Origin of the sequence: Mycobacterium sp. 2YAF39, from assembly GCF_052114565.1 — a bacterium.
Lineage (GTDB): Bacteria > Actinomycetota > Actinomycetes > Mycobacteriales > Mycobacteriaceae > Mycobacterium.
The window spans coordinates 1,058,753-1,084,620 of record NZ_JBFREZ010000001.1; the positions used below are offsets into that span (position 1 = coordinate 1,058,753).

The following is a 25,868-nucleotide window of genomic DNA, read 5'->3' on the forward strand; positions in this document are numbered from 1 at the left end:
GTGCAACCCGCACCGCTGGCGACGCTGTCGGGGGGCGTTGCGCTTCCCCCGCAGATGAATGAGAGGCTTCGGTTCGTGTCAGCATCCGTGCTCATCACCGGTGGCGCGGGATTCATCGGATCCGCGCTCTCGCGGCGTCTGGTCGAGGGCGGCAACGACGTCGCCGTGATGGACGTCCTGCACCCGCAAGTGCACACCGGACATCAACCGATCGATCTGCCGCAATCGGTGCGGTTATTCACTGGCGATGTCACTCATGCGCCTGACCTGGATGCTGTGCTGCGGTTGTTCCGTCCTACCCAAATAGTCCATTTGGCGGCCGAGACGGGAACGGGTCAGTCACTCGCTGAAGCGACGCGGCACGGTTCGGTGAACGTGGTGGGCACCACTCAGCTCCTCGACGCCCTCACTCGCGCAGGACTGGTTCCTGACCAGTTCGTTATTGCGTCCTCGAGGGCTGTCTACGGTGAGGGCGCCTGGCGGGCCGGCGCGCAGACCTTCTATCCGCGGCCCCGCAGCCATGCTCAACTGCTGGCGGGCATCTGGGATCCCCAGGGGCCCACGGACGAGCCTGCGGTGCCGCTTCCCAGCCGGGCGGACCAGACGGAGCCACGACCCACCAACATCTACGCCGCGACCAAACTCGCGCAGGAGCACATGTTGGCGGCATGGACGGCCGCCCATGACACGAAGCTCAGTGTCCTGCGTCTGCAGAACGTTTTCGGACCCGGCCAATCGCTGACCAATTCGTACACGGGGATAGTCGCGCTCTTCGCACGATTGGCGCGCGAGCAACGGCCTTTGGAGGTGTACGAAGACGGCAACATCGTGCGGGATTTCGTATTCATCGACGACGTTGCCGACGCGCTGCTCGCAGCGGTGGAAAAGCCTGCGGCCGAGTCGCGCTGCCTCGATATCGGCTCGGGAGTAGGGACAACCATCCACGAGCTGGCCCGAAAGCTCGCTGCAATCTGTGGCGCCCCTGAACCCGCAGTCGTACCGAAATTCCGCGACGGCGATGTTCGCGCCGCGAGCTGCGTGATAGAGCAGGCGAGAGACGAGCTGAACTGGCGTCCGAAGTTCACACTCGACGACGGTCTGCGCGCGTTGCTCGACTGGATTGGCCAGCAGCCTCGAATTGATGCCGATGCGTCGCCTTAGGACGGCTGTGCGGCAATGAAATTAGAGCAGGTCTTCGATCCGCGGAAGAATGCTCTGAATGCCCTGAGGCTTGCGCTGGCGGCCGAAGTGATTCTCTTCCACTCGTTTCCGGTCACGGGCCGGATGCCGCCCGCAGCCGTCGTCCAGCTTCTCTTCTCCGTGGGTGTCGACGGATTCTTCGCGATCTCAGGGTTTCTCATCTCCAGGAGTTGGCTCACCAACCCGCGCCTGCGCGAGTATCTGACTGCGCGAGCCCTCCGTATCCTTCCCGGGTTCTACGTTTGTCTGATCGTGACGGCGTTCGTCATCGCCCCCATCGGTGTGGCGATTCAGGGCGGGTCGGTGGCGAAGCTGCTGCTGTCCACCGGGCCCATCGAGTACATCCTGAAAAACATCGCATTGATCAACCTCGGGCATGACGTCGGTGGGACGCCGCAAGGGGTTCCATTCGCCGAAGACTGGAATGCCTCGCTGTGGTCCCTCTTCTGGGAAGTGTTGTGTTACTTCGCTGTTGCCGTTCTCGGCGTCGTCGGGCTCGCCGCGCGTCGGTGGATTTCGCCTCTGCTGCTGGCGCTCTCGGTGGTGGGTGCGTTGTTGTTGCCGCCGCTGACATTTCCGGGTCTTTGGACCGCTCCTCAGCTGCTTGCGCGCTGCGCCATGATGTTCGCGGCCGGGGCGGTGATCTATCAGTGGCGGGACAAGATCCCTGCGAAGTGGTCGTTTGTCGCGGTCAGCGTGGTCATCGTCGTTGTGGCGTCGGTATTTCTGCCTGACTATCGAGTCGTGGCCGCGCTGCCGCTGGCGTATGCCGTCATCGTCGCGGGCGCGCTGATCCAGCACAAGCGCCTGAGGCTGCGCACGGATCTGTCCTACGGCGTCTACATTTACGCATTCCCGGTGCAGCAGTTGCTGGCCATCTGCGGGCTCACCTTTCTCACTCCGGTTGTCTTCTTCATCGTTTCAACGGTCGCCACCCTGCCGCTCGCCGCGCTGAGCTGGTTCCTGGTGGAAAAGCGGGCGATGGCGCTGAAGTCGCGACTGAAGCGCAGGGATATAGCCGCCGCGCAGGAGTCGCGGCTCGAGGAGACGGACGAAGGCCGGACATGAGTCCAAACTTTTCGATGCAGCTTCGATGCAGCCAACATTTTTCACGAGGAAACGAGTGCGACCGGCAAACGGCCGCGACGGTCGAAATTGTTAGACCTGTCACCTTCCAAGGGGCCTGAATACAGCCAGAATGCCAGTAAGACGTCAGTGCTGACCAGCCTCCGGCCCGGAAATGAGCCGCATCGAGGCATCTCACATCGTGAGCCCAGCAACAGCGCGCTCCGCGAAGCGGGTACAGTGTCAGTTCATGAACGCTCGCCAATCGGCGGGCAGGCCGGATGCCAGACAGGGGCGTTTCTTGACCGTGACCGATCGCGATACGACATCTGCGTACCTGGAGCTGCTTCGACGGGACCTCACCAGATACGGAGCCGACGAACTCGTGCCCGTGGGCTGGTACACCGTGGGACGCGCGCTGTTCAAGACGAAGAACATGATGCTCGTTCGTAAGCGTCCGTTCGACAAGCATGCTCGCGATCTGGGGCTCGACTGGCCGGCCGACGCGCTGACCATGATCGGCATGCAGAGACTCACCAGTCTGCAGCACTGCGTCGAGGCGGTCCTCCAGGACGATGTTCCCGGCGACCTGGTCGAGTGTGGCGTGTGGCGCGGTGGAGCGTCCATTCTGATGCGCGCGATTCTGGCGGCCTACGGCGACGAGAAGCGAACCGTCTGGCTGGCCGATTCGTTTGAGGGCCTACCTCGCCCCGACGCCGCAAAGTACAAGGCTGACAAGGGCGACCGGCTGTACCGGTATGCGGCCCTGGCCGTCTCCGAAGCACAGGTCCGGGCCAACTTCGAGCGCTACGATTTGCTGGATGACCAGGTCCGCTTCATCCCGGGCTGGTTCAAAGACACCCTGGCCGACGCGCCGATCGAGCGCATCGCGGTCTTGCGCCTCGACGGCGATCTGTACGAATCCACGATCCAAGCGCTCGATGCGCTGTACCCGCGACTGTCTCCCGGTGGCTTCTGCATCATCGACGATTACCGCGCGATCGCGGCATGCGAGAAGGCAGTCACGGACTACCGCGAGCAGCATGGAATCACCGAAGAGATCGTGGAAGTGGACGGAACCGGCGTCTACTGGCGCAAGACCTAACACGATCGGTCCGTTCTTCGTGTTCATCGCTTCGGCGTAATCGATAGTGTTGGCTCGCAATGAGATTTGTGCTGGCGTGCTACGGAACTCGGGGTGATGTCGAGCCCTCCCTGGTGATCGGCCGCGAGTTGCAGCGCCGGGGTCACGACGTGTGTATGGCCGTGGCGCCCGACCTGATGGATTTCACCGAGGGCGCCGGTCTGCCCACGGTGGCCTACGGACTCGATACACGGACATGGCTCGATATCTATCGCAACTTCTGGGCGTCCGCCTTCCACACCTTCTGGAAGGTCCGGAAACTGCGGGCGTTGTGGCGGCAGATGTGGGACGTCAGCGACGAGTGCTGGGCGGAGATGAACACCACCTTGACGTCGCTGGGTCGGGGCGCTGATGTGATCCTGGCCGGGCAGGCCTATCAGGAGACCGCCGCCAACGTCGCAGAACATCTCGACGTGCCGTTGGTGACGCTGCATCACATTCCGATGCGGCCCAACAGCCAACTCGTCACGTTCCTGCCGCCACCGGTCCGCAGGTCCGCGATGACGGTGTTCGACTGGTTTTCCTGGCGTTTGAACAAGAAGGTCGAGGACGCGCAGCGTCGTGAACTCGGACTGCCGAAAGCCACGGCACCCTCGCCGCGGCGAATCGACGAATGCGGCGCCCTGGAGATTCAGGCGTACGACGAGGCGGTTTTCCCCGGGTTGGCGGCCGAATGGGCGAAGTGGGATGGCCTTCGGCCCTTTGTCGGCACGTTGACGATGGAACTCGGCACCAAAGTCGATGAGGAGGTCACGTCGTGGATCGCGTCGGGATCGCCGCCGATCTGCTTCGGTTTCGGCAGTATGCCGGTGGAGTCGCCGGCTGAAGCGGTCGAGATGATCAGTTCGGCCTGTGCGCAACTGGGCGAACGTGCGCTGGTGTGTGCCGGGTGGAGCGACTTCAGCGATGTGCGGCTTGCCGACCACGTCAAGGTTGTGGGCGGAGTGAACTACGCGGCGGTCTTCCCGGCCTGCCGCGCGGTCGTCCATCACGGTGGCTCGGGAACCACGGCGGCAAGTCTGCGCGCGGGCGTGCCCACGCTGATCCTCTCGATGGATGCGAATCAGGCGCTCTGGGGGACTCAGGTCAAGCGAATGAAAGTGGGTACCTCGCGGCGCTTTTCGACCACGACGCGGGAAACGCTGGTCGCCGATCTACGCCGCATCCTCACGCCGGAATACGTCGGCCGGGCCCGCGAACTCGCGGCCCGCATGACCCAGCCCACCGCAAATGTCGTCGTCGCCGCCGATCTGGTGGAGAAGTTCGCAGCTCGCACCGCAATTTAACCGCCGCTTCATTGACGATCCCGCATATTTGCTCAGAGGGCACCCATGTGATGGTGGTCGGCGAGATTGTCGGTGCGCCTTCGAGCACGCGGGGTGACCGATTTGGCTGGTCATCGGCGCCTACCGGCTCGGCCGCCGTTGACAATGGAAAATTCGAAGGGTTGCCCACCCCAAGTAGACCTGGTTCTGCTACGTTCGCGGTGAGGTACTCCGGCAAGGTATGGACGCTGGGCGAAGACAAGTGATTCGTAGCTGTCGGCCATAAAATACGGCGTACGTGCACGGTGCGCGCATGGGGGTCGCGGATGAAGTTTGTGCTGGCAGCGTACGGAACGCGGGGCGATATCGAATCGTTGCTTGCTGCGGGCCGCGAGCTGCAAGGCCGCGGGCACGAAGTGCGCATGGCCGTCCCGCCCAATTTGATAGATCTCGCCGGCAAAGTCGGGCTGACGGCAGTTCCCTACGGCCCGCCGCCACACGATTTCTGGGACGACGAGATTCTCCTGAAGTTTTCGAAGTTTTACCGCAACTTCTGGACCATCCGCGAACCGATCAAGTTGATGCGCGAAGCCTGGGAGCCGGTCCTCCGGCACTGGGCAGACATGAGCAAGACTCTGACAGCACTGGCCGACGGGGCCGACTTGTTGTTCACCGGGCAGCTCTATCAAGATCTCGCCGTCAATGTCGGCGAGTATTACGACATTCCGCTAGCGGTGCTGCACTACTTTCCGATGCGGCCGAACGGACACCTCATACCGTATGTGCCGGCCCCTCTCGCCCGAACGGGGTTCAAGGCATACGACTGGATGTGCTGGCGCATGAACAAGAAAGCCGAGGACGCACAGCGCCGCGAACTGGGATTGCCTGCGGCGACAGAGGCTTCCCCGGCACGGATCGCCGAGCGCGGATCCCTGGAGATTCAGGCCTACGACGACGCGGTCTTTCCGGGGTTGGCGAGGGAGTGGGCGAAGTGGAATGGCCAGCGGCCGTTTGTCGGCGCGTTGACGATGGGGCTCACCACCGATCGCGATGACGACATCGCCTCGTGGGTCGCCTCGGGAACACCTCCGATCTGCTTCGGTTTCGGCAGCATGCCGGTGGAATCGCCCGCCGACACGGTCAAGATGATCGCCGATGTCTGTGCGCAGCTGGGGGAGCGAGCGCTGATCTGCTCGGGGTGGACCGACTTCACCGGCGTTCCGGACTACGACCACGTCCTGGTGGTCGGCGCCGCAAATTACGAGAGGGTCTTCCCGGCTTGCCGCGCGATCGTCCATCACGGCGGCTCGGGCACAACGGCCGCCAGTCTGCGCGCAGGGGTGCCCACACTGATCTTGTGGACGGCGGGCGATCAACCGTTCTTCGCCAATCAGCTCAAGAAATTGAAAGTGGGCTCCGGTCGCCGCTTCTCGAGCACGACGCCCGAGACGTTGATCGCTGACCTTCGTCGGATTCTGACAAAAGAATACGCTGCGAACGCACGCGACCTCGGCGCACGGATGACCAAGCCCAGCGAAAGCGTAGGCCGCACAGCCGATCTGCTCGAGGACTTCGCCCGCAAGAGGTGTCTGGCCTAACCACCGCACCACCGAGCCGGTACCGGCCCTCCTCCGATGTTAGGGTTGCTGCCGTGGCATCCGGACTGTCAGCTAAGACGCGCATATGGCTCAAGGCGGTGCGCTTCGAGTACTGGCTCGCGCGCACTCTGCTACCCAACGTGTACGCGAACGATGCACTGATTTGCTTCAACAGCCACGCGTTCGTGGAGGATCCGGCGTTTCAGCGTGCCTATAAGCGCGGCGCACGGGCGCTCGGGGATGAGGACTGGTATCAGTGGGAGTGGCGGGTGCATTTGGCGTTGTGGGCGGCATCCAACGCCAGCAAGCTCGAGGGTGATTTCGTCGAGTGCGGCGTGAGTTACGGCTTTCTGAGCAGTGCCATCATGGAGTATCTCGACTGGGACCGGCTCGGCAAGACGTTCTATCTGCTCGACACGTTCTCGGGTCTCGATCCCCGCTTCGTCACGGCCGCCGAACGCGAGGCAGGCGCGCTCGAAATCAGCAAGCATCACGTCGACACCGGAATGTACGTGAGCTCGGTGGACAGTGTCCGCGCCAACTTCGCGCAGTGGAAGAACCAGCGGATCATCGTCGGTGCGGTGCCGGAGACGCTGGACGAGGTCGACGCGCAGAAGGTGGCGTACCTGCACATCGACATGAACTGTGCTCCACCAGAAGTCGCGGCGCTGCGCTACTTCTGGCCGCGGCTCACGCCGGGGGCCTTCGTGCTGCTGGACGACTATGCGAACCGGGGCCGCGACGAGCAGCGCCGGGCAATGGATGAAGTGGCAAGTGAATTGGGCGTTTCCGTCGCCATGTTGCCCACCGGGCAGGGACTGATCATCAAGCCAGCTGTCTGAAAAACGCATTCTGCGCGAATGCAGAAGCGCCGACTCGGGTCACAGACTCGCGTTTGCTGAAAAACCGTCGTATTTACCGCATCAGCCTTACGTCCAGTTGTATGGTGACCGGCGTGGGGGTTTCGAAACAGTGGCCAATCAAGTTCCGCCTGATGTGGCTTGCGCTGCGCACGGGGTATGCGATTCCCCGTACTTTCCTTCCCGACGTTTATTCCGATGACGCGTTGATCTGTTTCAACAGCGACGATTTCCGGAATGACCCGGTGTTTCGGCGCGCCTACCAGCGTGGCGTGCAGTCGCTGGGTGGCGAGGACTTCTATCACTGGGAGTTTCGGTGCCACGTCGGGCTGTGGGCAGCGGTCAGTGCCAGCAAGCTCGAGGGTGATTTCGTCGAGTGCGGTGTCAGCCATGGGTTTTTGAGCAGCGCGGTGATGCAGACCCTCGACTGGGACCGGCTGGGCAAGTGCTTCTATCTACTGGACACGTTCGGTGGGATGGATCCGCGCTTCGTCACGCAGGTCGAACGGGAGACGGGGTCGCTGGCCAAGAGCCAGGCGGCGCTGGACTTCGGTATCTACGCGAATTCGGTGGACAGCGTCCGCAAGAATTTCGCGGAGTGGAAGAACGTGCGCATCATCGCCGGCACGGTGCCGGAGACGCTGGATCAGGTCGACTCGCAGAAGGTGGCCTACCTCCATATCGACATGAACTGTGCCCCGCCCGAGATTGCGGCCCTGCGTTTCTTTTGGCCGCGGCTGGTTCCCGGCGCTTTTGTGCTCCTCGACGATTATGCGCAACGGGGCCGCGACGAGCAGCGGCTGGCTATGGACGACGTGGCCAGGGAATTGGGTGTGGTGATCTGCACGTTGCCCACCGGTCAGGGTTTGCTGATGAAGCCGCCGGGCTGAGCCGAGAAGAACCCGGACTGACAGCGCCGAGCCGATCGATCGGCTTCGCGTACATCTACTGCTTCAGTTATATTCATCGTCGCGCTCGCATTGAGTTGCGTGCGTCCTGTGGGGGCATAGGGGTAGCGGACGGACGATCTCTACTTGACCGACGCGCCGGTGACCAGCCGTGACGACCCGAATATCCCGGACCCCTCCGCTGCCCCCCGATCACCCCTGGCCAAACCCGGGTTCCGTACAGACATCGAGGGCCTGCGGGCTATCGCTGTGTTGGCTGTCGTTCTCTTTCATGCGGATATACCGGGGATCGGTGGCGGCTTCATCGGGGTCGATGTCTTCTTTGTCATCTCAGGTTTCCTCATCACGGGCCTGCTGTGGCGTGAAGTCGGGGGCACCGACAGCGTCCGACTGCGCGGGTTCTGGGGAGCGAGGGCCCGTCGGCTCCTGCCGGCGTCGGCCTTCGTGGGTGTTGTCACGGCGATCACCTTGGTCATCCTCGTGCCACCGCTGCTCGCCAAGACCTTCCTCATCGACGGCATCGCCAGCGCGCTGTACGTCAGCAACTTCTGGTTTTTTCTGCAGGCCACGGACTACTTCGCCAGCGAGACCATCCCGTCGCCTTTCCAGCATTACTGGTCACTCGGCGTGGAGGAGCAGTTCTACCTGGTATGGCCCCTGGTCATCATCTGCACAGCTTGGCTGATCCGGCGTATGCGACGGCGCAGCGGCGCTCACGCTCTTCCGTCGAAGACCCCGTACCTGGTGGTGCTATCGCTCATCGCGGTGACGTCCCTGGCGGCGTCGGTGATCGTCACGCGCTTGTGGCCTACCGCGGCGTTCTACCTCTTGCCTACCCGTGCCTGGGAGTTGGCCTTCGGTGGCCTGGTCGCCCTCACTGTCAGCCAATGGGGTCGGATTCCCCTCCGTGTCGCGGCGATCGTGGGATGGATAGGCATCGGGGCGGTCCTGTTCGCCTGTTATCAATTCAGCGCAACCACGCTGTTCCCTGGCACAGCCGCACTGATTCCCGTGGTGGGCACCGCCCTGGTGATCGGCGCGGGATGTGCCGCACCCGACCGCGGGGTCGGGCGTGTGCTGTCGTGGCGACCGATGCGAGCGATCGGCGAGTTGTCGTACTCGTGGTATCTCTGGCACTGGCCGGTGCTGGTGCTGGCACCGATACTGGTGGGCCATCCGCTGAGCTTGCCGTGGCGGCTGGTGGCGGTCCTCGTGTCCGCTGTCTTGGCTGTTCTCACGCTGCGCCTCATCGAGAATCCTCTGCGTTTCGCCGGGCGCGTGCGACGGTCCGCTGGCTGGAGCCTTGCACTCGGCGGTGCCGCCACCGCCGTGGCGGTATGCGTGGCAGTGGTGCTGCTCGTGACGATGCCCGCCCCGGTCGGCCGCGGACCCGCAGCACCTGCGGTGTCAGTCAATGCCGCGCCGATTCCCCCCGGTCAGAACATCGAGGTCTACGACACCGCTGTGCAAGGTGCGTTCGCCCAGGTGGAGGCGGCAGTCGCCGCATCTGCAGACCTGACGGCCGTACCGTCGAATCTCGAGCCGCCGGTGGCCGACGCCGCAGCAGAGAAAACCGCCATGCTTCTCGGTGGCTGCATGCGGACGGTCTTGGAAGTCGGACAGCCTGAGTGCGCGATGGGTGACACCGCATCGTCGACGACGATTGCCCTGGTCGGCGATTCGAACGCCGCGATGTGGGACCCGGCGTTGCGGCAGGTTGCCGAACAGCGGCACTGGCGGCTGGAGACCATGGCCAAAGCCGGCTGCCCGCTGCTGGACGTGACCATTTACGACCCCACGCTTCGCCGGGACTACACCGAGTGCAATCAGTGGCGCGATCAAATCCTCACTCGTTTAGACGCCGAACGTCCGAAACTCGTCGTGCTGGCCCTTTCCCGCCTCTACCGCGGCGATACCTTCGAGTCATACGACCCGAGGTGGATCGAAACCCTGACCCATCTTGTGAAGCAGTTGCGTGGCACCGGTGCCGAGTTGCTACTGCTCGGGCCAATCCCGGAGCCGGGCTCCGTGGTGCCGGTCTGCCTGTCCGGTCATCTCGATGACGTGGCGGCCTGTACGGCGCAGAGATCGGTTGCGGTGAACGAATCCGGCATTGCAGCTGAGATTGTTGCCACCAAAGCGGGCGACGGGCAGTACGCCGACATCACTTCGCTGTTCTGCACCGCGCAACGATGCCCACCCATCGTGGGAAACACGCTGGTGTACCTCGATGAGTATCACCTAACGCTGGAATACTCGCGGCTGCTCGGACCGGTGATCGGCACTCTGATCGACCGGACGCTCGCCAACGGGTGACGCCTTACGTCGCCTTCTCAGCCGTCATATAGAAGTAGGTGTACGGGGGAAACGCCTGAGGCACGACCGTGCCGTGCACACCGGTGAACACGTCGCTCGCCAATGCCTGGTAGCCGTCCGGCGATCGCACGTGCCGACCACGATCCATTCCGATCAGCAACCGCGCGATGGGGTTCTGTCGCTCGATGAACACATTGTCGAGCGTGACGACGCGTCCACCGGGCTTGAGGACCTGGTGTAGCAGTACGAACAGTTCGTTCGCCTGGGCGTCGCTCATATGGTGCAGCACCGCGGAGACAATGGCGATATCGACGGGCTCGAGCGTGGCCGCCTGCTCCGGTCCGAAAAGGCCGACGTTGAAAGACCCGCGGTCGCCATAGGTATTGCGCGCCTTTTCCACGTAGGCGGCGTTCGGCTCCCAGCCGATGTATTCCACGTCAGGCAGGTATGCGCGCAATTGCGCAGGCCCGCACCCGATGTCCAGCACGCGATCCCCTGGCTGCGCGCGGACGAAGAGGTCCGCGAAGTGGCGCCGCCGTTGGTCGGCTCCCATTACGCGCTGCACGGTCTCGTACAACTTCGGGTGACTGAGAGCCGCATAGAGTCCGCGTTTACGTTCCGTGGCCAATGTGCTCAATCCTTCATGCAGACAGCAAGGCAGCTAGTGCCGAATGGAATGGTGCGACCGGACTCAATCCGACGAGCCTCGGTGTCGAGCAGTCGATCGACGATACGCGTCGATATGCCTTGGTGTGAAAGCTCGTCGGCGGATTGTTCCTCGGCATCCGCGGGGCGCCGCAACCGCAGCAGGCTGGGAATTGTCCTCAGCAGAAATACGAACGGCGGCAGCGGCGCAAACAGATATGTGGCGTATTCCGGCCTGAATCCACTACGGACGACGGCCTTCCTCAGGCTTCGCAGCGTATAGCGCCGGAAATGTCCCGCCATGACATCGTCGGCGGAGTGCAGGAAGCCGTAGGCGGGCACGGTCAGGAAGAGCCGCCCGCCCGGCCGCAACAAGGCGTGCACCTGATTCAAGGCGCCGGCCTCGTCCTCGAGGTGTTCGAGCACGTCGAACATACCGGCGGCGTCGACACTGCCTGCCGCCTTGTCGATGTCCTCCAGCCGGGCGCAGATCACTGGGTCGACCCCGCGCTCCCGTGCCGCCAGAGCACCCTCGATGCCGGGTTCCAGCAGGGCGCACGCAATTCCGGCCTCTGCCAACCCCTTCGCGACGTACCCGTTTCCGCCGCCGATGTCGAGCAGCGCGCCCTCCGGGAGGAAACGGCGAACCACGCTGGCAATGCAGCGGTTCCGGTGGCGGAACCAGAACGACTGATCCTCGATCTGCAGGCACGCAGAGTTGCCGTGCTCGGGATAGGACACCGCGACCTGCTCGCGCGCGAACCAGATGCCGTCGTCGTGGCGTTCGAGACTGGGGGCCAGACTTGCGAGGTCAAATGTCATGTGGCGTAGGCCTACTGGTCGTGACGAGTCCGATAGAAGTCCAGCACGGCACTGGTTACCTCCTCCACTTCGGGGTCGGTGAGATCGAAATACATTGGCAGCCTTAACAACCGATCGCTCAGGTCCTCGGTGATCGGCAGGTGTACATGCGGCACGGCAAGTGATTGTGCGTAGGGCGACGAATGGAGCGGCACGTAGTGAAAGACGGCGAGGATGCCCACGTCACGTAGATGCGCGATGAGCGCCGTACGTTCTTCGATGTTTGACGTCAGCAGATAGAACATGTGGTAGTTGGTGACGCAGTGCGGCGGCACAACCGGAATCTGAATCAGGCCGCGCTCAACGAGCGGTGCCAGATTGGCGGCGTACTGGTGGTAGATCTCGCCGCGCCGCCGGGTGATCTTCTCGACGTTCTCGATCTGCCCAAGCAGAAAAGCGGCGAGCATATCGGACGGGAGGTAGGACGAGCCCACGTCGACCCAGGTGTATTTGTCGACCTTGCCGCGGGCGAACTGGCTACGGTTGGTGCCCTTTTCGCGCAGAATCTCGGCGCGGAGTTCCATCGTCGGATCGTTGACGACGAGGGCCCCACCCTCGCCGCAGGAAAGATTCTTTGTTTCGTGAAAGCTGTAGCAGCCCAGGTGCCCGATCGTGCCCAGCCACCGATCTTTGTACCGTGCGTACACGCCCTGCGCCGCATCCTCCACGACCAGAAGGCCATGGCGGTTGGCGATGTCCATGATCGTGTCCATCTCGCACGCGACCCCGGCGTAGTGGATCGGGAAGATTGCCCGGGTGCGCGGGGTGATTGCCTGCTCGATCAGCCGCTCGTCGATGTTGAGCGTGTCGGGCCTGACATCGACGAACACCGGCCTGGCCCCCCGCAGCACAAACGCGTTGGCCGTCGACACGAATGTGTAAGAGGGGACGATCACCTCGTCGCCCGGCTGCAGATTGCAGAGGAGCGCCGCCAATTCCAGGGCGGACGTGCACGACGTGGTCAGCAATACCCGCTTCGCGTCGAATGTCTTTTCCAGCATCGCCTGCGCCCGTTTGGTGAAGGGCCCGTCGCCGCTGGCATGCCCACCCGCGACGGCCTGGCCGACGTACGTCAACTCAGACCCGACCACGGCGGGCTTGTTGAACGGTATGCGGATGGTCATCAAGCGTTCCTTGTCGAGATCCGACCCGCGGTGTCGGCAGCCGCAGGCAGTACCCAATACTTTCGCACTTCGACAAACCGCGGGCGGCGAACCCGGCGACGAAGCTGCCTGGTAGCCGAACCTGAGCCGACACGGCTCATGGGTTCGTCACGAGCCGTCAGCACCATCGGATGCCACTGTTTCGCTGACCAGGTAGGTCGGCCGGTCCATCATGCGGAAGTGCATACGTGCGAGGTACTCGCCGAGGATTCCGAGCGCGAACAGCTGGGCCCCGGAAAAGATGGCGATGATCGAGGCGAGGAATGCGAAACCCGGGACGGCGCTGCCGTCGATCAGGAAGCTGATCGCGACATAAGCGAAGATGGCGGCGCCGAACAGCACAAAAGCGAACCCGATGAAGCTCGAGATCTGGAGCGGCAGCGTACTGAAGCCGGTCATCAGGGTGATCGCGTGGCGAATGAGCCGCGGGATCGAATAGCCACTGACGCCGGCCGACCGCGGATCGTGTCGCACCCTGACCACAGCGAATCGAGATGTCGTCCACGTGAGCAGGACATCGATGGAGACGTTCGGGCTGCGATAGTCGCAGAAACCATCCCGCAAGCGGGTGCGGAAGGCGCGCAGCGCGCTCACGCTGCGTGCCGTCTCGGCGCCCATCGCACTCGCCAACGCCCATTTCGTCATGCGCGATGCAAGATTGCGCAGGAAGCCATGTGGCTCCTCGCGGGGCGCGCCGTAGACAACGTCCACATCGGGCCCAAGCGCGTCCAGGAGCGGTGCAATTTCGCTCACCGGATGCTGCAGATCGTCGTCCATGGTGACGATGACGTCATATCGTGCGGCCCGGATGCCACAGAGCAGCGCATTGTGCTGGCCGTAGTTGCGGCTCATGCGGATGCCGCGGACACGCTCGTTCGCCGCGGCCAGTTCGGCGATGATGGACCATGATTCATCGCCGCCGCCGTCCTCGACGAAGATCACCTCGAATGTCGGAGCGATCTGCTGCATCGCAATGCTCAACTGGCCGTACAGCTCTCGCAAAGTGGCCGCTGCGCGGTAAACCGGAATGACGACACTTACACTTTGCACAGCACCTCCCCAATGGCAACCTGAAGTGTGCCACGGCTCGGCAACGTAGCGACGACCACCGGGTCCGTCATTGGAATCCCTCGTTCCCCCAGATGAATCGCGGAGCTTCCGGTCCGGTCATCATGAGTAGGTCGATGATCGACACCTGCGGTTCGAACGGCGGATACAGCTGGTCGTAAGGCTCGTACTCGTACGACATGTACTCCAGCGAAATCCCCGCATCGGCAAGCTTCTCTTCTTCGAGATAGTCGCGAGCCGACGGCCCGCTGATGTAGTGCGTGGCTTCGACTTCCTTCAGGATCGAGACCAGGCGGTCCGTCTTGGTGCCCTCCGCGTTCAACTGCGACGAACGAACAAATCGCTTGTCGGCCAACCCAAGAAGTCCCGCGATCTCGATCGTCGTGTCGATCGTGAAATCTGCGAGCATCTCGGGCCGACGGCTGAAGATGTCTTCGAAGACCTCGCGGTACGTGTCGAAGTACGGTGCCTTCTTGTAGGCCTGCTGGATCGTCGTCCAGTGTGACTTCGTCCACGGCCGGTCCCAGTTGATCCGAATCGTGTTGATCGGTGCGCCGCTGTCGACCGAACCCTTCTTGGCGACAGGGATCGTCACCCATACCGGCCCGTTGACGGTCTTGACACGGTTGCGGTTGCGCCAGCCTCCGCGGTCGTACTGCACATCGTCGTAGAACACGAAGACGTCGGCCTTTTGGATCTGATGGAAATAGCCGCGCCATGGAATGTACGACGGTTGAAGAATGACGCAGTTCATCATCTGTGTGGCCCCCGAACTGGCGCTCAACCGAGTGTGAGCATCAGTCGCACGCCTTTCTTTTCCCAGACGATCTGGCGCTCCTCATCGATTGGAAGGTCATCCGCGCCGGCGACTGCGGTCCGTTCGATCAGAGTGGAGCCCGCGACGATGCGGTCGACGCCCTGAACGGAAACGGTAGCGCCCGGGTACGGGACCACCGCCCGCACGATTCTATGCAGTTCGGGTAGATCCAGCGACTGATCCAGCGCCACCCGTTCGGCAAATCGCCGGTCGGCGGACGTGGGCAAACCTTCTTGCGGCGTGCCTGCGGGCCGGGTTCCGTCGGCAAACAGATCGATCAACTGCGGAAGAAGATCTGCCGCCAGCCGTGCGAGCCCAAGCCTCAAGGACGCATTCGTTTCTTCGAGAGCTATCGGATACGTCCCCCTGACCAGGACGTTCCCGGCGTCGATCTCGGGCACGGCGTAGTGATACGTCACTCCGGTCTCACGTGCCTCTTCGAGTAGGGCCGCCTGGATCGGGTCGGCACCGCGCAACCGCGGCAACAACGCCGGGTGCATGTTGACGACGCCCAGCCTCGGCAGGTCGAGAACGGGCTGTTTGAGTATCTGGTCGAAACCCGTCATGAGGATCAGGTCCGGCTCGCTGCTCTGCAGCAGGTCGTACCCGGGCCCGGAGCTGACGCGGAGATTCGTATGGCACGGAATTCCGAGCTCGGCGCACACCTCGTGCACCTGTGGGATCGAGTAATAGGGATAGGGGTTGTCGTAGCGTCGCGTGAAGACTGCGCACAACTCCAGCCGCTCATCGGCCTGGATAGCCGGCAGAACTTCGTTCGTATAGCCGGTCAGGCCCAACAAGACGATTCGCATGAGCGCCTACGGCTCTCCTTGCGGAGAAGTCTGCGTCGTCGGCCCGATTGTGCTCGGCGTGGCGCTGACCACGGCGTCGGGGGGGTCCTCGCGAGGCGGCGCTTCGTCAGCTTCGTGGGATTGAACAGGCTTTCGCGCGTACGAGATGAGGATCGCCGCGCATGCGATCAGCCACAGGAACGGCAGGAATATCACCGAGGTGACGAATTCGACCGGGGTGGTGCCGATGACCCCTCTCTCTCCGAGCTGCCCGAAGATCGGGGCGTTCACCACGAGACCTGGAATCGCGATCTGCGCGATGCTGAGCGCCGTGGCCAGACTGACCCAGAGGCCGACCGCGCGACGCCGGACGCCATCCGATGAAAGCCCGTCGAATATCCCAGAGCCGGGCGGTCCTTCCGGGTCACGGACGATGAGCGCCGCGATCGGCAGAACGAACACGAGGTAGTAGTAGTAGGCCAGGGGCGGGAAGAGCGTGGCGGTGGCGAGCATGGCGATGCCGGCCATGACGGGCGGGATCCGCCGCCCCAGCGCCAGAACACACACGACGACCACGATCAGGACGACATACCCGAACAGAGATCGTGGCGCTGCGAGAAAGCCCTCGTCCATCTTTCCGCCCGTACGCAAGAACTCGAAAGTGTCCGGAAGCAGCACGAACCCTCGTCCGAAGGACACATTTCGCAGGCTGACGAGATCGTTGAATGAGCCGCTGATGTTGGAGAGGTTGTCTATCGACTGCTTGATCGTCTGCGGAAAGTCTCGCGGCCACAGTAGATAAGCCGCGAAATTGGTGATGACGACGCCGCCGAGGGCCAGGGTGCCCGCGCGCCATTGGCGAGCCGCGAGCAACGGCACAAGCAGTACGACGAACCACAGTTTGATCAGCGCCGCCAAGATCACCATGATCGCGGCGAGCCGCCAATGCCTGCGGCGCAGCGACACCAGGAAAACCAGCGCGATCGGCGCGATGAACCCCGCCGAGTTGCCTCGATCGATCACCGCCCACACCGGGATTGCCGCGGCGCCCAGCGCGACGAACACGACCACCCGCTCCAGACCACGCGCGCCTCTGGCCGCCCAGATCGCCGGTGAAAGGACGGCGACCGTCAGCGCGAGCAGGTAGCCGATCAGACCCAGTCGCGGGACGCCGAGCAACGCCGCGGGAAAGCCGAACAAGAGGTGTGGCAGAAATGCGGCGCCCGGGCCTCCGATCCTCAGCGGCGCGTAATCCCCCCAGGGCAGCGTCATTTCGTAGGTCCAGGGGTTGGGCTGTAGCCCGGCACTCACCACTGTCGTGTAGTCGCTGAAGCAGTGCCTGCCGATGTTCATGTGCCAATCGAGCCAGCAGTCCTCGGGAACATTGAGGAGTGAGGACAGCACGTCGACCGAGAACTGGGTGAGGATGTAGGACAGTGCGACCGAAAACGCCGACAGGAGCAGGACAGCGCCTAGGAGGATGGTCCGTTCAGACTGGCCGGCGAAAGTCGAAAACCGCGCATGACGCGGGGAATCAAGCCGTCGATTCATCTGTATCCCCCTATTTTGCGTGAAACGCTAGCAGGAGCCCTACGGCTGCTGAGCGATCTTTAGGGTTTTGGTAGTCGCACACCCGACTGGCGCGGCAACGCTGTGTTGTGAGGTCGGGCAGGTGAAATTCACCCGCGATCAGAGGATGCCGGGCCCGTCGTTCGACGTCGGCGTGCACTCGACATTTACTATGAAGCGACATCGACGCCCGGGAAGCACGGTGGGGCGTTCAACCGGGGGCGATACTGATGACCTGTGGTGACGAGCGTGCACCGGAAGAATTGGGAAGCCAGTGAAGCGAGCACTCATACTTGGGATCACCGGTCAGGACGGCTCGTATCTCGCTGAGCTCCTGCTGACCAAGGGATACGAAGTCCACGGCTTGATCCGTCGGGCTTCGACGTTCAACACGTCTCGGATCGATCATCTCTATGTGGATCCGCACGAAGCGGGTGCGCACTTATTCCTGCACTACGGCGATCTCACCGACGGCACGCGATTGGTGACGCTGCTCAGCACCATCGAACCCGATGAGGTCTACAACCTGGCCGCGCAGTCGCATGTGCGCGTCAGTTTCGACGAACCCGTTCACACCGGCGACACCACCGGTATGGGCTCGGTCCGGCTGTTGGAAGCCGTGCGACTGTCGAGAGTCCAATGCCGGTTTTATCAGGCGTCGTCCTCGGAGATGTTCGGCGCGTCTCCGCCACCCCAGAACGAACTGACGCCCTTCTACCCGCGTTCTCCGTACGGTGCCGCAAAGGTCTACGCGTACTGGGCGACCCGCAACTACCGAGAGGCGTACGGCCTGTACGCGGTGAACGGCATCTTGTTCAATCACGAATCACCCCGGCGCGGTGAGACATTCGTGACCCGAAAGCTCACACGGGCCGTCGCGCGGATCAAAGCCGGCATCCAGTCGGATGTGTTCATGGGTAATCTCGACGCCGTCCGTGACTGGGGCTACGCGCCGGAGTACGTCGAAGGGATGTGGCGGATGCTGCAGGCGCCTGAACCCGACGACTTCGTGCTCGCCACGGGCCGCGGCTACACGGTGCGGGAGTTCGCCCAGTCCGCATTCGATCACGTGGGTCTCGACTGGCAGGAATTCGTGAAATTCGACGAGCGCTATCTGCGACCCACCGAGGTGGATGCGCTGATAGGCGATGCGGGCAAGGCCGGCGACGCACTGGGGTGGAAGGCCTCCATACACACCGCGGAATTGGCACGGATCATGGTCGACGCGGACATCGCTGCGCTGGAGTGCGAGGGCAGGCCGTGGATCGACAAGCCGATACTGTCCGAGCAGGCGTGAGCGCTCGATGACATCGTCAGTCGGCACTCTTGACCGGGAGTCATCGGTATACATCGCCGGGCACCGCGGTCTTGTCGGATCTGCGTTGTATCGCAAGCTCCAGGCCGAGGGGTTCACGAATCTTCTTGTGCGGTCACACGATGAACTCGATCTGACCGACCGCGCGGCGACGTTCGACTTCATCAACGAGTCACGGCCTGCGGTCGTCATCGATGCTGCCGCCCGAGTCGGCGGCATCATGGCCAACAGCACCTACCCCGCTGACTTCCTCTCCGAAAACCTCCAGATTCAGGTCAACCTGCTGGACGCGGCGGTTGCCGCCAAGGTGCCGAGACTGCTCTTCCTCGGTTCGTCCTGCATCTATCCGAAGTTCGCTCCGCAACCCATTCCAGAGAGCGCGCTGCTCACCGGCCCGCTGGAGCCGACCAACGATGCGTATGCGATCGCCAAGATCGCAGGCATTCTGCAGGTCCAGGCGGTCAGGCGCCAACATGGACTGTCGTGGATCTCGGCGATGCCGACCAACCTCTACGGACCGGGTGACAACTTCTCCCGGGAGGGCTCCCACCTGCTGCCTGCGCTCATCCGCAGGTATGAAGAAGCCAAGGCGGGCGGAGCGCCGGACGTGACGAACTGGGGGACTGGAACTCCGCGGCGTGAGTTGCTGCATGTCGACGACCTGGCCAGTGCGTCTCTCTACCTTCTCGAGCACTTCGACGGTGCCGGTCACGTCAACGTGGGCACTGGAGTGGACCACACCATCGGCGAGATCGCGGGCATGGTCGCCGAAGCGGTGGGCTATGACGGTGAAACCCGTTGGGATTCAGACAAACCCGACGGAACACCACGAAAATTGCTGGACGTTACGCTCCTTGGGGATACGGGATGGCAGCCCCGGATCGCGCTGCGGGACGGCATCGAATCAACGGTGGCGTGGTACCGCGAAAACGTCAGCGCGGCGCGGATGTGAATGTCCGCGCGAAGCGGGCTCGGATGCGCGCAGGACCCTGTGCCCCTTACGTATTCGCGTGTTAGTGTTGCTCGATGCATTTGCTGGATCGTGCCCGTTTGCTGGCGCGTGCCGCCGCGTTGGAGGGGTCGCGCTCCTATTCTGAGCGCGATTTCAAGCGCAAATTCGTGCAGCACCTGAAGTCGCGCAATGTCGACGTCGTTCTCGATATCGGAGCCAACTCAGGGCAGTACAGCGCCGGCCTCCGGAAGGCTGGATTCAAGGGTCGCATCGTCTCATTCGAGCCACTGTCGGAACCCTTTTCTGCCCTGAAGGGCCGGGCAGCGAACGATCCGCTCTGGGAATGTCGGCAGGGTGCGCTGGGAGATTCCGACGGAACCATCTCGATAAACGTCGCAGGCAACTCCGGGGAGAGCAGCTCGGTGCTTCCGATGCTGCAGCGTCATCAGGATGCCTATCCGCCTGCAAACTACGTCGCCACCGAAGTGGTGCCGATTCGCAGACTCGATACGGTCGCCCACGAAATCATTGGACCGGCCGACGTGTCCTTCCTCAAAATCGATGTTCAAGGCTTTGAGAAGCAGGTGCTGGCCGGTGGCGAATCCACGGTGAAAGACAAGTGCGCCGGCGTGCAACTCGAACTGTCGTTCGTGCCTCTGTACGAAGGCGCCATGCTCATTCCCGAAGCTGTCGATCTCATGTATTCCCAAGGCTTCAAGCTCACGGGAATGCTGCCGTGTTTCACGGATCCCCGCAATGGACAGATGTTGCAGGCCGACGGCATTTTTCTCCGTGACGGCGATTGACCCGGTTTGCGGGTGAATAACCGCCCGGCTCGAAGATTGGTCGATGACAGCGGTACGTCGGGTCGACCGCTGCTAACGTGACTTTCGCCATGACCACGCCAATGTTCTCGATCATCGTCCCCACGTTCAACGCGGCGGCGACCTTGAGTGCCTGCATCGATGGCCTCATCGGACAAACCTGCACGGACTTCGAACTTGTTCTGGTCGACGGAGACTCGACAGATGGAACCCGCGACGTCGCGGAGAGCTTCGCTGCCAGTCTCGGTGATCGTCTCGTCATTCACAGCGGTCCTGACGACGGGCCCTACGACGCCATGAACCGTGGCGTCGGTCTGGCAACGGGGGACTGGGTGCTGTTCCTGGGAGCCGATGACACACTGCGCGAAGCGGACACCCTCGCCCAGGTGGCCGCGTTCATCGGCGATCACGAGCACAGCGACATCGTCTACGGCGACGTGATGCGCCGCTCAACCAACACCCGCCATGCCGGCGAGTTCGATCTTGATCGTCTGCTGTTCGAAACGAACATCTGCCATCAGGCGATCTTTTACCGCCGTGGACTTTTCGCCGGTATCGGCCCCTACAATCTGCGCTACCGCGTCTGGGCCGACTGGGACTTCAATATCCGCTGCTTCTCCAATCCGGCACTCGTGACCCGGTACATGGACATGGTTGTCGCGAACTACAACGACCTGACCGGACTCAGCGGAAAGACCGGCACGGACACCGAATTCAGGAAGCGGCTACCGATGTACTTCTGGCACGGAGCCAGAGAGACGAGCAGCAGAATGCTCGGGCATCTGAAGAAAAAGGAACTCCGGCGGTTGATCGTCCGTCAGGTGTTCATCAGGCGCAAGGTGCTGGCCGGCGGCGAGGCCCCCGAAGCTGGGTCGACGTCGATTCCGGGTAAGTAAGTTCAGAACCCTGCACGACACCTGTTGGGCACCATGTCATTCCACCTTCGGCAATGGCGCTTAGGCGCCGGCTTCGGCGGCGGACCGGTAGCCGCGTACAGCCAAGGGGACGAACACAGCGACCAACACGAACGCCCAGGCGAGCGTCATGCCGAGGGGAAACAGCAGCGGGCCGCCGAGGGCGAGTGATCGCATCGCCTCGATCGGAGGCGCCATCGGCTGCAGACGGACGAAGGGTTGTACCCACTCCGGAAAATTCCCGATGGGAGTGAATCCTGGATTGACGAATGCCAGCGCGACAGTCACATTCACCAGCAGGATCATGATGGTGCGGGCGTTCGTGCGCACGGCGAACGCCATGATCAGCGCCGTGAACGCGGTCGCTACTATCGACGGAATCAGCAAAAACACGAGTGCGCAGCCCCAGCCATTCTGAAAACGCAGTCCCATGATCACCCCGAGGGTGGTGATCAGCACAGTCCCGATAAGTGCGCGCGCGGCTTCGGCCGTCAGCCGTCCCGTGAGCGCGCTTGCGCGGTGAATCGGCAACACCCACATTCGGCTGAGCATCCCCGACTCGCGATCCATCGTGACGCTCATCGCGTTGCCCAGGGAACCGAAAAGTGCTGACAGCACAGCGCAGACCGGGACCAGGCCGTAAACACTGGCATTACCTGTGATCCTGTGTACGTTTTCGCCCAGCACCACGTCGTAAAGAATCAGAAGGCCGATCGGGAATGCCAGCGAACCCACAAGCACGGCTCGGTCACGTCGCCACCGCGTGAGTATTCGGCCGGCTTGTAACACGGTCTCCGTGGACAGCGACCCGTGGATTCGATGGCGCGACATTACGGTTCCCGCCTCTGCAGCTTCACCGTGATTGCTCCGAAAACCACCACCATGCCCACACACCACGCCAGGCTCAACGTGACATTGCCGACGTCTATGTGACCGTTCCCCAGTCCGCGCAGCGTTTCGGCGACTTGCGACACCGGCTGGTTGCGTACCCAGGGCTGTAACCAATCGGGGAAGGTGCTCACGGGGGCGATTCCGGTGGACAGCATGAACAGCAGCAGCGAACCGACAAACAGAAGGTAGCTAACGCCGTGGATGCTGCGTGAGCTCGATCCGAGAGCGTCGGCACCCAGGGCTACGGCCATGCAAAGTAGCAGCGCTAAGAGCACGAAGCCGACGACGAAAAGGGGTCCGCCAGTCATCCGAAATCCAAAGGCGAACCCGCCGAGAATCGCCACCGTGAGGACACCCACCGCCCGGAAAAGAGTTGCGGCCATACGGGCGCTCACGGGGGCTGCCGCAGAGATCGGCAGCGTCTGCAGTCGCTTGCCGAATCCGCTCACCCGGTCACGCAATGCGCGTTCCGCGGTGACGAGCCCGACATAGATCATCGACTGCACGACCACGGCGGGCACGAGATACTGCGAATAGCTCACCTCGCCGGTGTCGATCAGGCCCTGCAGCGCCACGCTGAAACCCGCGAGATACGCGATCGGAGAAACGATTTCGAAGATCAGTTCGCCATCGCGCCTGGCGGATATGAGCGACCGTTCGGTCAGAGCGGCCAGAGCGCTCACTGTCGGGCGACAGTACGGTCGGTGAGGTGCAGGAACGCCTCGTCCAACGATGGTTTGCGCAACGAGATATCGGTGAGTTCGATCCCGAGCGCGTCCACCCTGCGAAGGACAGTGGCCAACGTAGCCACGCCGTCGGGGGCGAACACCGACACCGAGTTGGTGTCGACGTCGATGTCCACACCGCGGAGGCCTGCCAGCGCCGCTGCGACTCGAGACAGCTCCGCCGGATTGGCCGGGCTCACCTGGCAGTAGCTCGTGTCCACCCTGCGCTTGAGGTCTTCGGCGGTGCCGCTGGCGATCACCCTTCCGTGGTCGATGACCACGATCGAGTCGCTCAGCACATCTGCCTCGTCGAGGTATTGCGTCGTCAGCAGCACGGTGACACCCTGCGCGGTCAACGAGCTCACCAGCGCCCACACGTCGCGACGGCTACGCGGGTCCAGACCCGCGGTGGGCTCGTCGAGGAAGAGAATTCTCGGCAGCACCATCAGTGCGGCGGCAATATCGACCCGCCGCTGCATCCCTCCGGAGTATGTGGATATCCCCCGGTCGGCAGCCTCGACGAGGTCGAACCTGTGTATCAACTCGTCGGCGCGGTCCTTTGCCTGGCGGCGATTCAGTCCCCGCAGCCTTCCGAACAGCACAAGGTTCTCTCGTGCGGTGAGGAAAGGGTCAAGCGCAGTGGACTGTCCGGTCGTCGAGATGCTGGCGCGAACTCGGGCGGATTGGCGTGCGATGTCGTAACCACCGACGGTGGCGCTGCCCGAAGTGGGCCGTAGGAGGGTGGACAAGATATTGATGGTGGTGGTCTTGCCTGCGCCGTTATGGCCGAGCACTCCGCATACCGTCCCGGCCGGAACCGAGAAGCTCACCCCAGACAATGCGTGCGTGTCCCGCCCGAACGTCTTCGTGAGGTCGACCACGTCGATCGCCAGATTGCTCACTGGGGGAGTATTTCATGGCGGGCACCGTCGGATTGCCGTCCGGGGTAGTCGAGCAAAGATTTTGTCTTTCGGTAGCTAATACGTGATCTCCGTTCCCGCCGGCCAATCAAGATCAGGTCGCGGGGTCATACCCGCCATTCCGCAATCAATAAAATCGCGTAAAGCTTTGTGCTGCAAGGGTAGTTGCCCGCCGGCGATTCCTTGACGAAATCGAAGGAAGACGGCGAGTGAAAGCCGATGCGCCGCAATAATTTCACATTCTGGCGACGGGATTCATCGTTTGCTTGGCTGCGTGGTCCTCGCGGCGTGTTCGAAGAGATCCGCGGCGCGGGCGATGCTGTTTGCGGGCGTGGTCAATTGGCTGGCGAGCCGACCGGCGCGGACGGCGTACTGGGGGTCCAGGATCTTGCGCAGATCGGCCACCAGCGATTCGGGGGTGTTGGCAGACAGGCGCCGAGCGGTGCCGACGTGCAGTCGTTTGAGTTGGTTGCCCCAATACGGCTGATCGGCTGAGCTCCACTGGATCAGCGTGGGGACCCCGGCGCGCAGGCTTGCCGCGGTGGTGCCTGCGCCACCGTGATGCACGATGGCGCGGCACGTGGGAAACACCTCGGCGTAGTTGACCGCGCCGACCACTTTGATGTGATCGGGGTGGGGCACATCGCTGTAATCGGTTCCGCCGGCGCAGACCAGTCCTCGCTCGCCGAGTTGTGCGCAGGCGTCGCTGATCATCGCCATCGTGTCGGCGGGCGATTCGACGGGGATGCTGCCGGTGGCGAAGCAGATCGGCGGCGTTCCCGCGCCGATCCATGCCGTGACCTCATCATCGGCCGCGGTGCTCAATTGCATGGTCGGCGCGCCGACGAAGGGTCGTCGGCCGTCCCACTTGGCCCATTCGGCTTCCAGGCCGGGCACGCACACCGCGTCGTACAGCTGAATTTCCAGCCAGCGGTGTTCGGCGATGCGCCGTGGTGAGCGGTGGGTGGCCTTGGGCAGGCCCAGCGCGCGGCGCTGGGCGTCCTCGACGGTGCGCGTCGCGCGCCAAAACAGCCACTCCGAGATCGTGCTCACCGAGCGGATCAGCGGCGATGGCACCATCGGAATCAGTTGGCCGTTGGGCCGCACCGGGAAGTGGTGCATCGCGATCAACGGAATGTCGTAATACTCGGCGACATTGGCGGCGGCCTGCTCGAAATTGAGCGTGGTCGACAGCAGATCGGCCCCGTCTGCCAGCGTCATCAGCGTTGTGCTGGCGTCATCCCAGTTGTCGATGATCACCGCCCACATCTCGCGCAGCAGTCCGACCGGGTTTCGGAAGAACTTCGACCAGAGATTGCGCACGAAGTCCTGGTCGAGGATTGCGCCGACCTCTGGGCCGTACGGCACCGCGGCCACCCCCGCCGCCTCGACGAAACCCGTCAGATCGGGCGGCACGGGCATGTGCACCTCGTGGCCCCGGCGCAGCAGCTCGCCACCGACCGCGAGCGAAGGCTCGACATCACCGCGACTTCCCCAGCACGCCAGGACGAATTTCATCGCGGGGGTCCGAGCCTTTCGCTGGTGGTGACGGTGGGAATCGTCATGGATGTGTGCGTCATTATCTCTGGTCGCGTAGAACCGGCTGACCTAGGTGGCCCAGGCCCCGCAGCGGGCAACGATACGACTGCGTGCGTAAGACATTTGCTCCCGCGGCGGATGAGGCGCCAAAGTCCCGCAGACTCTGCGAAGTACGTTGTATTGCAATGGGACTGGCGATGACATGTCCCTGTGCAGGGACTTTCGGTGTTTGCCCACCCGTTCCGCCAGGTATAGTCGGGTCCATGAGTCTGGTGGAGTCGATCGAGCGCGGCCTTGCATGGCTGTCGACGCCCAGATGGATTCCGGGTCGCATGGAGATGGAGACCCGGCGAGGCAAGCGCCTCGAGTTGGAGATCATCTCGTTCACGGTCCGCGTCCCGGTCCCCGGCGGCGCGAAGCTGACCCTCCCAGTGTTCGTGGCCATTCTGCCGGTCGGCTCGTCTCCGATCGAGGGCACACATGTGCGCTCGGAACAGGGCGAATAGCAACCTTTCGTC

24 protein-coding genes are annotated in these 25,868 nt (G+C 62.9%); 13 read left to right on the forward strand and 11 right to left on the reverse strand.

What is annotated here, in order from left to right; genetic code table 11:
- Nucleotides 1–87: 87 nt before the first annotated feature.
- The 8 genes from AB4Z42_RS05330 (at nucleotide 88) to AB4Z42_RS05365 (ending at nucleotide 10,356) form a co-directional block, all read left to right on the forward strand.
- Nucleotides 88–1,161, forward strand: coding sequence for an NAD-dependent epimerase/dehydratase family protein (locus AB4Z42_RS05330; RefSeq protein WP_442008128.1), 1,074 nt, complete (start codon nucleotides 88–90; stop codon nucleotides 1,159–1,161).
- A gap of 15 nt (nucleotides 1,162–1,176) precedes the next feature.
- On the forward strand, nucleotides 1,177–2,268 hold the full coding sequence (locus AB4Z42_RS05335; RefSeq protein ID WP_442008034.1) for an acyltransferase family protein: 1,092 nt from the start codon (nucleotides 1,177–1,179) through the stop codon (nucleotides 2,266–2,268).
- A gap of 298 nt (nucleotides 2,269–2,566) precedes the next feature.
- Entirely contained in the window at nucleotides 2,567–3,370 is an 804-nt protein-coding gene (locus tag AB4Z42_RS05340; protein ID WP_442008129.1) for a TylF/MycF/NovP-related O-methyltransferase, read from the forward strand.
- Nucleotides 3,371–3,429: 59 nt separating this feature from the next.
- Nucleotides 3,430–4,695 carry a glycosyltransferase gene (locus tag AB4Z42_RS05345; protein ID WP_442008035.1) on the forward strand — a complete coding sequence of 422 codons (1,266 nt, stop codon included), beginning with the start codon at nucleotides 3,430–3,432 and terminating at the stop codon, nucleotides 4,693–4,695.
- A 305-nt stretch (nucleotides 4,696–5,000) separates the two neighbouring features.
- Nucleotides 5,001–6,272, forward strand: coding sequence for a glycosyltransferase (locus tag AB4Z42_RS05350; protein ID WP_442008036.1), 1,272 nt, complete (start codon nucleotides 5,001–5,003; stop codon nucleotides 6,270–6,272).
- Between the two features lie 53 nt (nucleotides 6,273–6,325).
- Nucleotides 6,326–7,114 carry a TylF/MycF/NovP-related O-methyltransferase gene (locus tag AB4Z42_RS05355; protein ID WP_442008037.1) on the forward strand — a complete coding sequence of 263 codons (789 nt, stop codon included), beginning with the start codon at nucleotides 6,326–6,328 and terminating at the stop codon, nucleotides 7,112–7,114.
- Between the two features lie 152 nt (nucleotides 7,115–7,266).
- Nucleotides 7,267–8,022: a TylF/MycF/NovP-related O-methyltransferase gene (locus AB4Z42_RS05360; RefSeq protein WP_442008130.1), complete on the forward strand. Its 756-nt coding sequence runs from the start codon at nucleotides 7,267–7,269 to the stop codon at nucleotides 8,020–8,022.
- 159 nt (nucleotides 8,023–8,181) lie between these two features.
- Entirely contained in the window at nucleotides 8,182–10,356 is a 2,175-nt protein-coding gene (locus AB4Z42_RS05365) for an SGNH hydrolase domain-containing protein (protein ID WP_442008131.1), read from the forward strand.
- A 4-nt stretch (nucleotides 10,357–10,360) separates the two neighbouring features.
- On the opposite strand, the gene AB4Z42_RS05370 is transcribed toward AB4Z42_RS05365, so the two are convergent.
- From AB4Z42_RS05370 to AB4Z42_RS05400, 7 genes are all read right to left on the reverse strand, one after another.
- Nucleotides 10,361–10,909 (reverse strand): class I SAM-dependent methyltransferase, encoded by a 549-nt coding sequence (locus AB4Z42_RS05370; protein ID WP_442008038.1) that lies wholly within the window; start codon nucleotides 10,907–10,909, stop codon nucleotides 10,361–10,363.
- Nucleotides 10,910–10,989: 80 nt separating this feature from the next.
- Nucleotides 10,990–11,823, reverse strand: coding sequence for a methyltransferase domain-containing protein (locus AB4Z42_RS05375; RefSeq protein WP_442008039.1), 834 nt, complete (start codon nucleotides 11,821–11,823; stop codon nucleotides 10,990–10,992).
- Between the two features lie 11 nt (nucleotides 11,824–11,834).
- A complete protein-coding gene (gene rffA, locus AB4Z42_RS05380; RefSeq protein ID WP_442008040.1) occupies nucleotides 11,835–12,986 on the reverse strand; it encodes a dTDP-4-amino-4,6-dideoxygalactose transaminase in 1,152 nt (383 codons plus the stop codon).
- 147 nt (nucleotides 12,987–13,133) lie between these two features.
- Nucleotides 13,134–14,075, reverse strand: a complete 942-nt coding sequence (locus tag AB4Z42_RS05385; RefSeq protein ID WP_442008041.1) for a glycosyltransferase family 2 protein — start codon at nucleotides 14,073–14,075, stop codon at nucleotides 13,134–13,136.
- A gap of 67 nt (nucleotides 14,076–14,142) precedes the next feature.
- Nucleotides 14,143–14,877 carry a WbqC family protein gene (locus tag AB4Z42_RS05390; RefSeq protein ID WP_442008042.1) on the reverse strand — a complete coding sequence of 245 codons (735 nt, stop codon included), beginning with the start codon at nucleotides 14,875–14,877 and terminating at the stop codon, nucleotides 14,143–14,145.
- A complete protein-coding gene (locus AB4Z42_RS05395; protein ID WP_442008043.1) occupies nucleotides 14,874–15,722 on the reverse strand; it encodes a methionyl-tRNA formyltransferase in 849 nt (282 codons plus the stop codon). Before AB4Z42_RS05395 ends, AB4Z42_RS05390 begins: the two co-directional genes overlap by 4 nt.
- A 6-nt stretch (nucleotides 15,723–15,728) precedes the next feature.
- A complete protein-coding gene (locus AB4Z42_RS05400; RefSeq protein WP_442008044.1) occupies nucleotides 15,729–17,252 on the reverse strand; it encodes a glycosyltransferase family 87 protein in 1,524 nt (507 codons plus the stop codon).
- A 292-nt stretch (nucleotides 17,253–17,544) separates the two neighbouring features.
- Here AB4Z42_RS05400 and gmd point away from each other — a divergent pair, with 292 nt between their 5' ends.
- The 4 genes from gmd to AB4Z42_RS05420 all read left to right on the forward strand — a co-directional run bounded on the left by gmd (nucleotide 17,545) and on the right by AB4Z42_RS05420 (nucleotide 21,257).
- Nucleotides 17,545–18,567 (forward strand): GDP-mannose 4,6-dehydratase, encoded by a 1,023-nt coding sequence (gmd, locus tag AB4Z42_RS05405; protein WP_442008045.1) that lies wholly within the window; start codon nucleotides 17,545–17,547, stop codon nucleotides 18,565–18,567.
- A 7-nt stretch (nucleotides 18,568–18,574) separates the two neighbouring features.
- On the forward strand, nucleotides 18,575–19,537 hold the full coding sequence (locus tag AB4Z42_RS05410) for a GDP-L-fucose synthase family protein (protein ID WP_442008046.1): 963 nt from the start codon (nucleotides 18,575–18,577) through the stop codon (nucleotides 19,535–19,537).
- 74 nt (nucleotides 19,538–19,611) lie between these two features.
- Nucleotides 19,612–20,343 (forward strand): FkbM family methyltransferase, encoded by a 732-nt coding sequence (locus AB4Z42_RS05415; protein ID WP_442008047.1) that lies wholly within the window; start codon nucleotides 19,612–19,614, stop codon nucleotides 20,341–20,343.
- Between the two features lie 89 nt (nucleotides 20,344–20,432).
- On the forward strand, nucleotides 20,433–21,257 hold the full coding sequence (locus AB4Z42_RS05420; RefSeq protein ID WP_442008048.1) for a glycosyltransferase family 2 protein: 825 nt from the start codon (nucleotides 20,433–20,435) through the stop codon (nucleotides 21,255–21,257).
- Nucleotides 21,258–21,317: 60 nt separating this feature from the next.
- Here AB4Z42_RS05420 and AB4Z42_RS05425 read toward each other — a convergent pair whose 3' ends face one another.
- The 4 genes from AB4Z42_RS05425 to AB4Z42_RS05440 all read right to left on the reverse strand — a co-directional run bounded on the left by AB4Z42_RS05425 (nucleotide 21,318) and on the right by AB4Z42_RS05440 (nucleotide 25,329).
- Complete coding sequence (locus AB4Z42_RS05425; protein WP_442008049.1) at nucleotides 21,318–22,106, reverse strand: ABC transporter permease; 789 nt, start codon at nucleotides 22,104–22,106, stop codon at nucleotides 21,318–21,320.
- A complete protein-coding gene (locus AB4Z42_RS05430) occupies nucleotides 22,106–22,849 on the reverse strand; it encodes an ABC transporter permease (RefSeq protein ID WP_442008050.1) in 744 nt (247 codons plus the stop codon). Before AB4Z42_RS05430 ends, AB4Z42_RS05425 begins: the two co-directional genes overlap by 1 nt.
- Entirely contained in the window at nucleotides 22,846–23,793 is a 948-nt protein-coding gene (locus AB4Z42_RS05435; protein WP_442008051.1) for an ATP-binding cassette domain-containing protein, read from the reverse strand. Before AB4Z42_RS05435 ends, AB4Z42_RS05430 begins: the two co-directional genes overlap by 4 nt.
- A 273-nt stretch (nucleotides 23,794–24,066) precedes the next feature.
- Nucleotides 24,067–25,329 (reverse strand): glycosyltransferase, encoded by a 1,263-nt coding sequence (locus AB4Z42_RS05440; RefSeq protein WP_442008052.1) that lies wholly within the window; start codon nucleotides 25,327–25,329, stop codon nucleotides 24,067–24,069.
- Nucleotides 25,330–25,613: 284 nt separating this feature from the next.
- Between AB4Z42_RS05440 and AB4Z42_RS05445 the strand changes: the two genes are divergently transcribed.
- Entirely contained in the window at nucleotides 25,614–25,856 is a 243-nt protein-coding gene (locus tag AB4Z42_RS05445; RefSeq protein WP_442008053.1) for a hypothetical protein, read from the forward strand.
- Nucleotides 25,857–25,868 lie beyond the last annotated feature (12 nt).

Bases quoted from the DNA above. Each gene is read 5' to 3' on its own strand.
- AB4Z42_RS05415 (WP_442008047.1), top strand. From the start codon at position 19,612: ATGCATTTGCTGGATCGTGCCCGTTTGCTGGCGCGTGCCGCCGCGTTG.
- rffA (WP_442008040.1), bottom strand. From the start codon at position 12,986: ATGACCATCCGCATACCGTTCAACAAGCCCGCCGTGGTCGGGTCTGAG.
- AB4Z42_RS05375 (WP_442008039.1), bottom strand. From the start codon at position 11,823: ATGACATTTGACCTCGCAAGTCTGGCCCCCAGTCTCGAACGCCACGAC.
- AB4Z42_RS05370 (WP_442008038.1), bottom strand. From the start codon at position 10,909: ATGGGAGCCGACCAACGGCGGCGCCACTTCGCGGACCTCTTCGTCCGC.
- AB4Z42_RS05410 (WP_442008046.1), top strand. From the start codon at position 18,575: ATGACATCGTCAGTCGGCACTCTTGACCGGGAGTCATCGGTATACATC.
- AB4Z42_RS05350 (WP_442008036.1), top strand. From the start codon at position 5,001: ATGAAGTTTGTGCTGGCAGCGTACGGAACGCGGGGCGATATCGAATCG.
- AB4Z42_RS05445 (WP_442008053.1), top strand. From the start codon at position 25,614: ATGAGTCTGGTGGAGTCGATCGAGCGCGGCCTTGCATGGCTGTCGACG.
- AB4Z42_RS05395 (WP_442008043.1), bottom strand. From the start codon at position 15,722: ATGCGAATCGTCTTGTTGGGCCTGACCGGCTATACGAACGAAGTTCTG.
- AB4Z42_RS05360 (WP_442008130.1), top strand. From the start codon at position 7,267: ATGTGGCTTGCGCTGCGCACGGGGTATGCGATTCCCCGTACTTTCCTT.
- AB4Z42_RS05425 (WP_442008049.1), bottom strand. From the start codon at position 22,106: ATGTCGCGCCATCGAATCCACGGGTCGCTGTCCACGGAGACCGTGTTA.
- AB4Z42_RS05335 (WP_442008034.1), top strand. From the start codon at position 1,177: ATGAAATTAGAGCAGGTCTTCGATCCGCGGAAGAATGCTCTGAATGCC.
- AB4Z42_RS05440 (WP_442008052.1), bottom strand. From the start codon at position 25,329: ATGAAATTCGTCCTGGCGTGCTGGGGAAGTCGCGGTGATGTCGAGCCT.
- AB4Z42_RS05345 (WP_442008035.1), top strand. From the start codon at position 3,430: ATGAGATTTGTGCTGGCGTGCTACGGAACTCGGGGTGATGTCGAGCCC.
- AB4Z42_RS05420 (WP_442008048.1), top strand. From the start codon at position 20,433: ATGACCACGCCAATGTTCTCGATCATCGTCCCCACGTTCAACGCGGCG.
- AB4Z42_RS05400 (WP_442008044.1), bottom strand. From the start codon at position 17,252: ATGAATCGACGGCTTGATTCCCCGCGTCATGCGCGGTTTTCGACTTTC.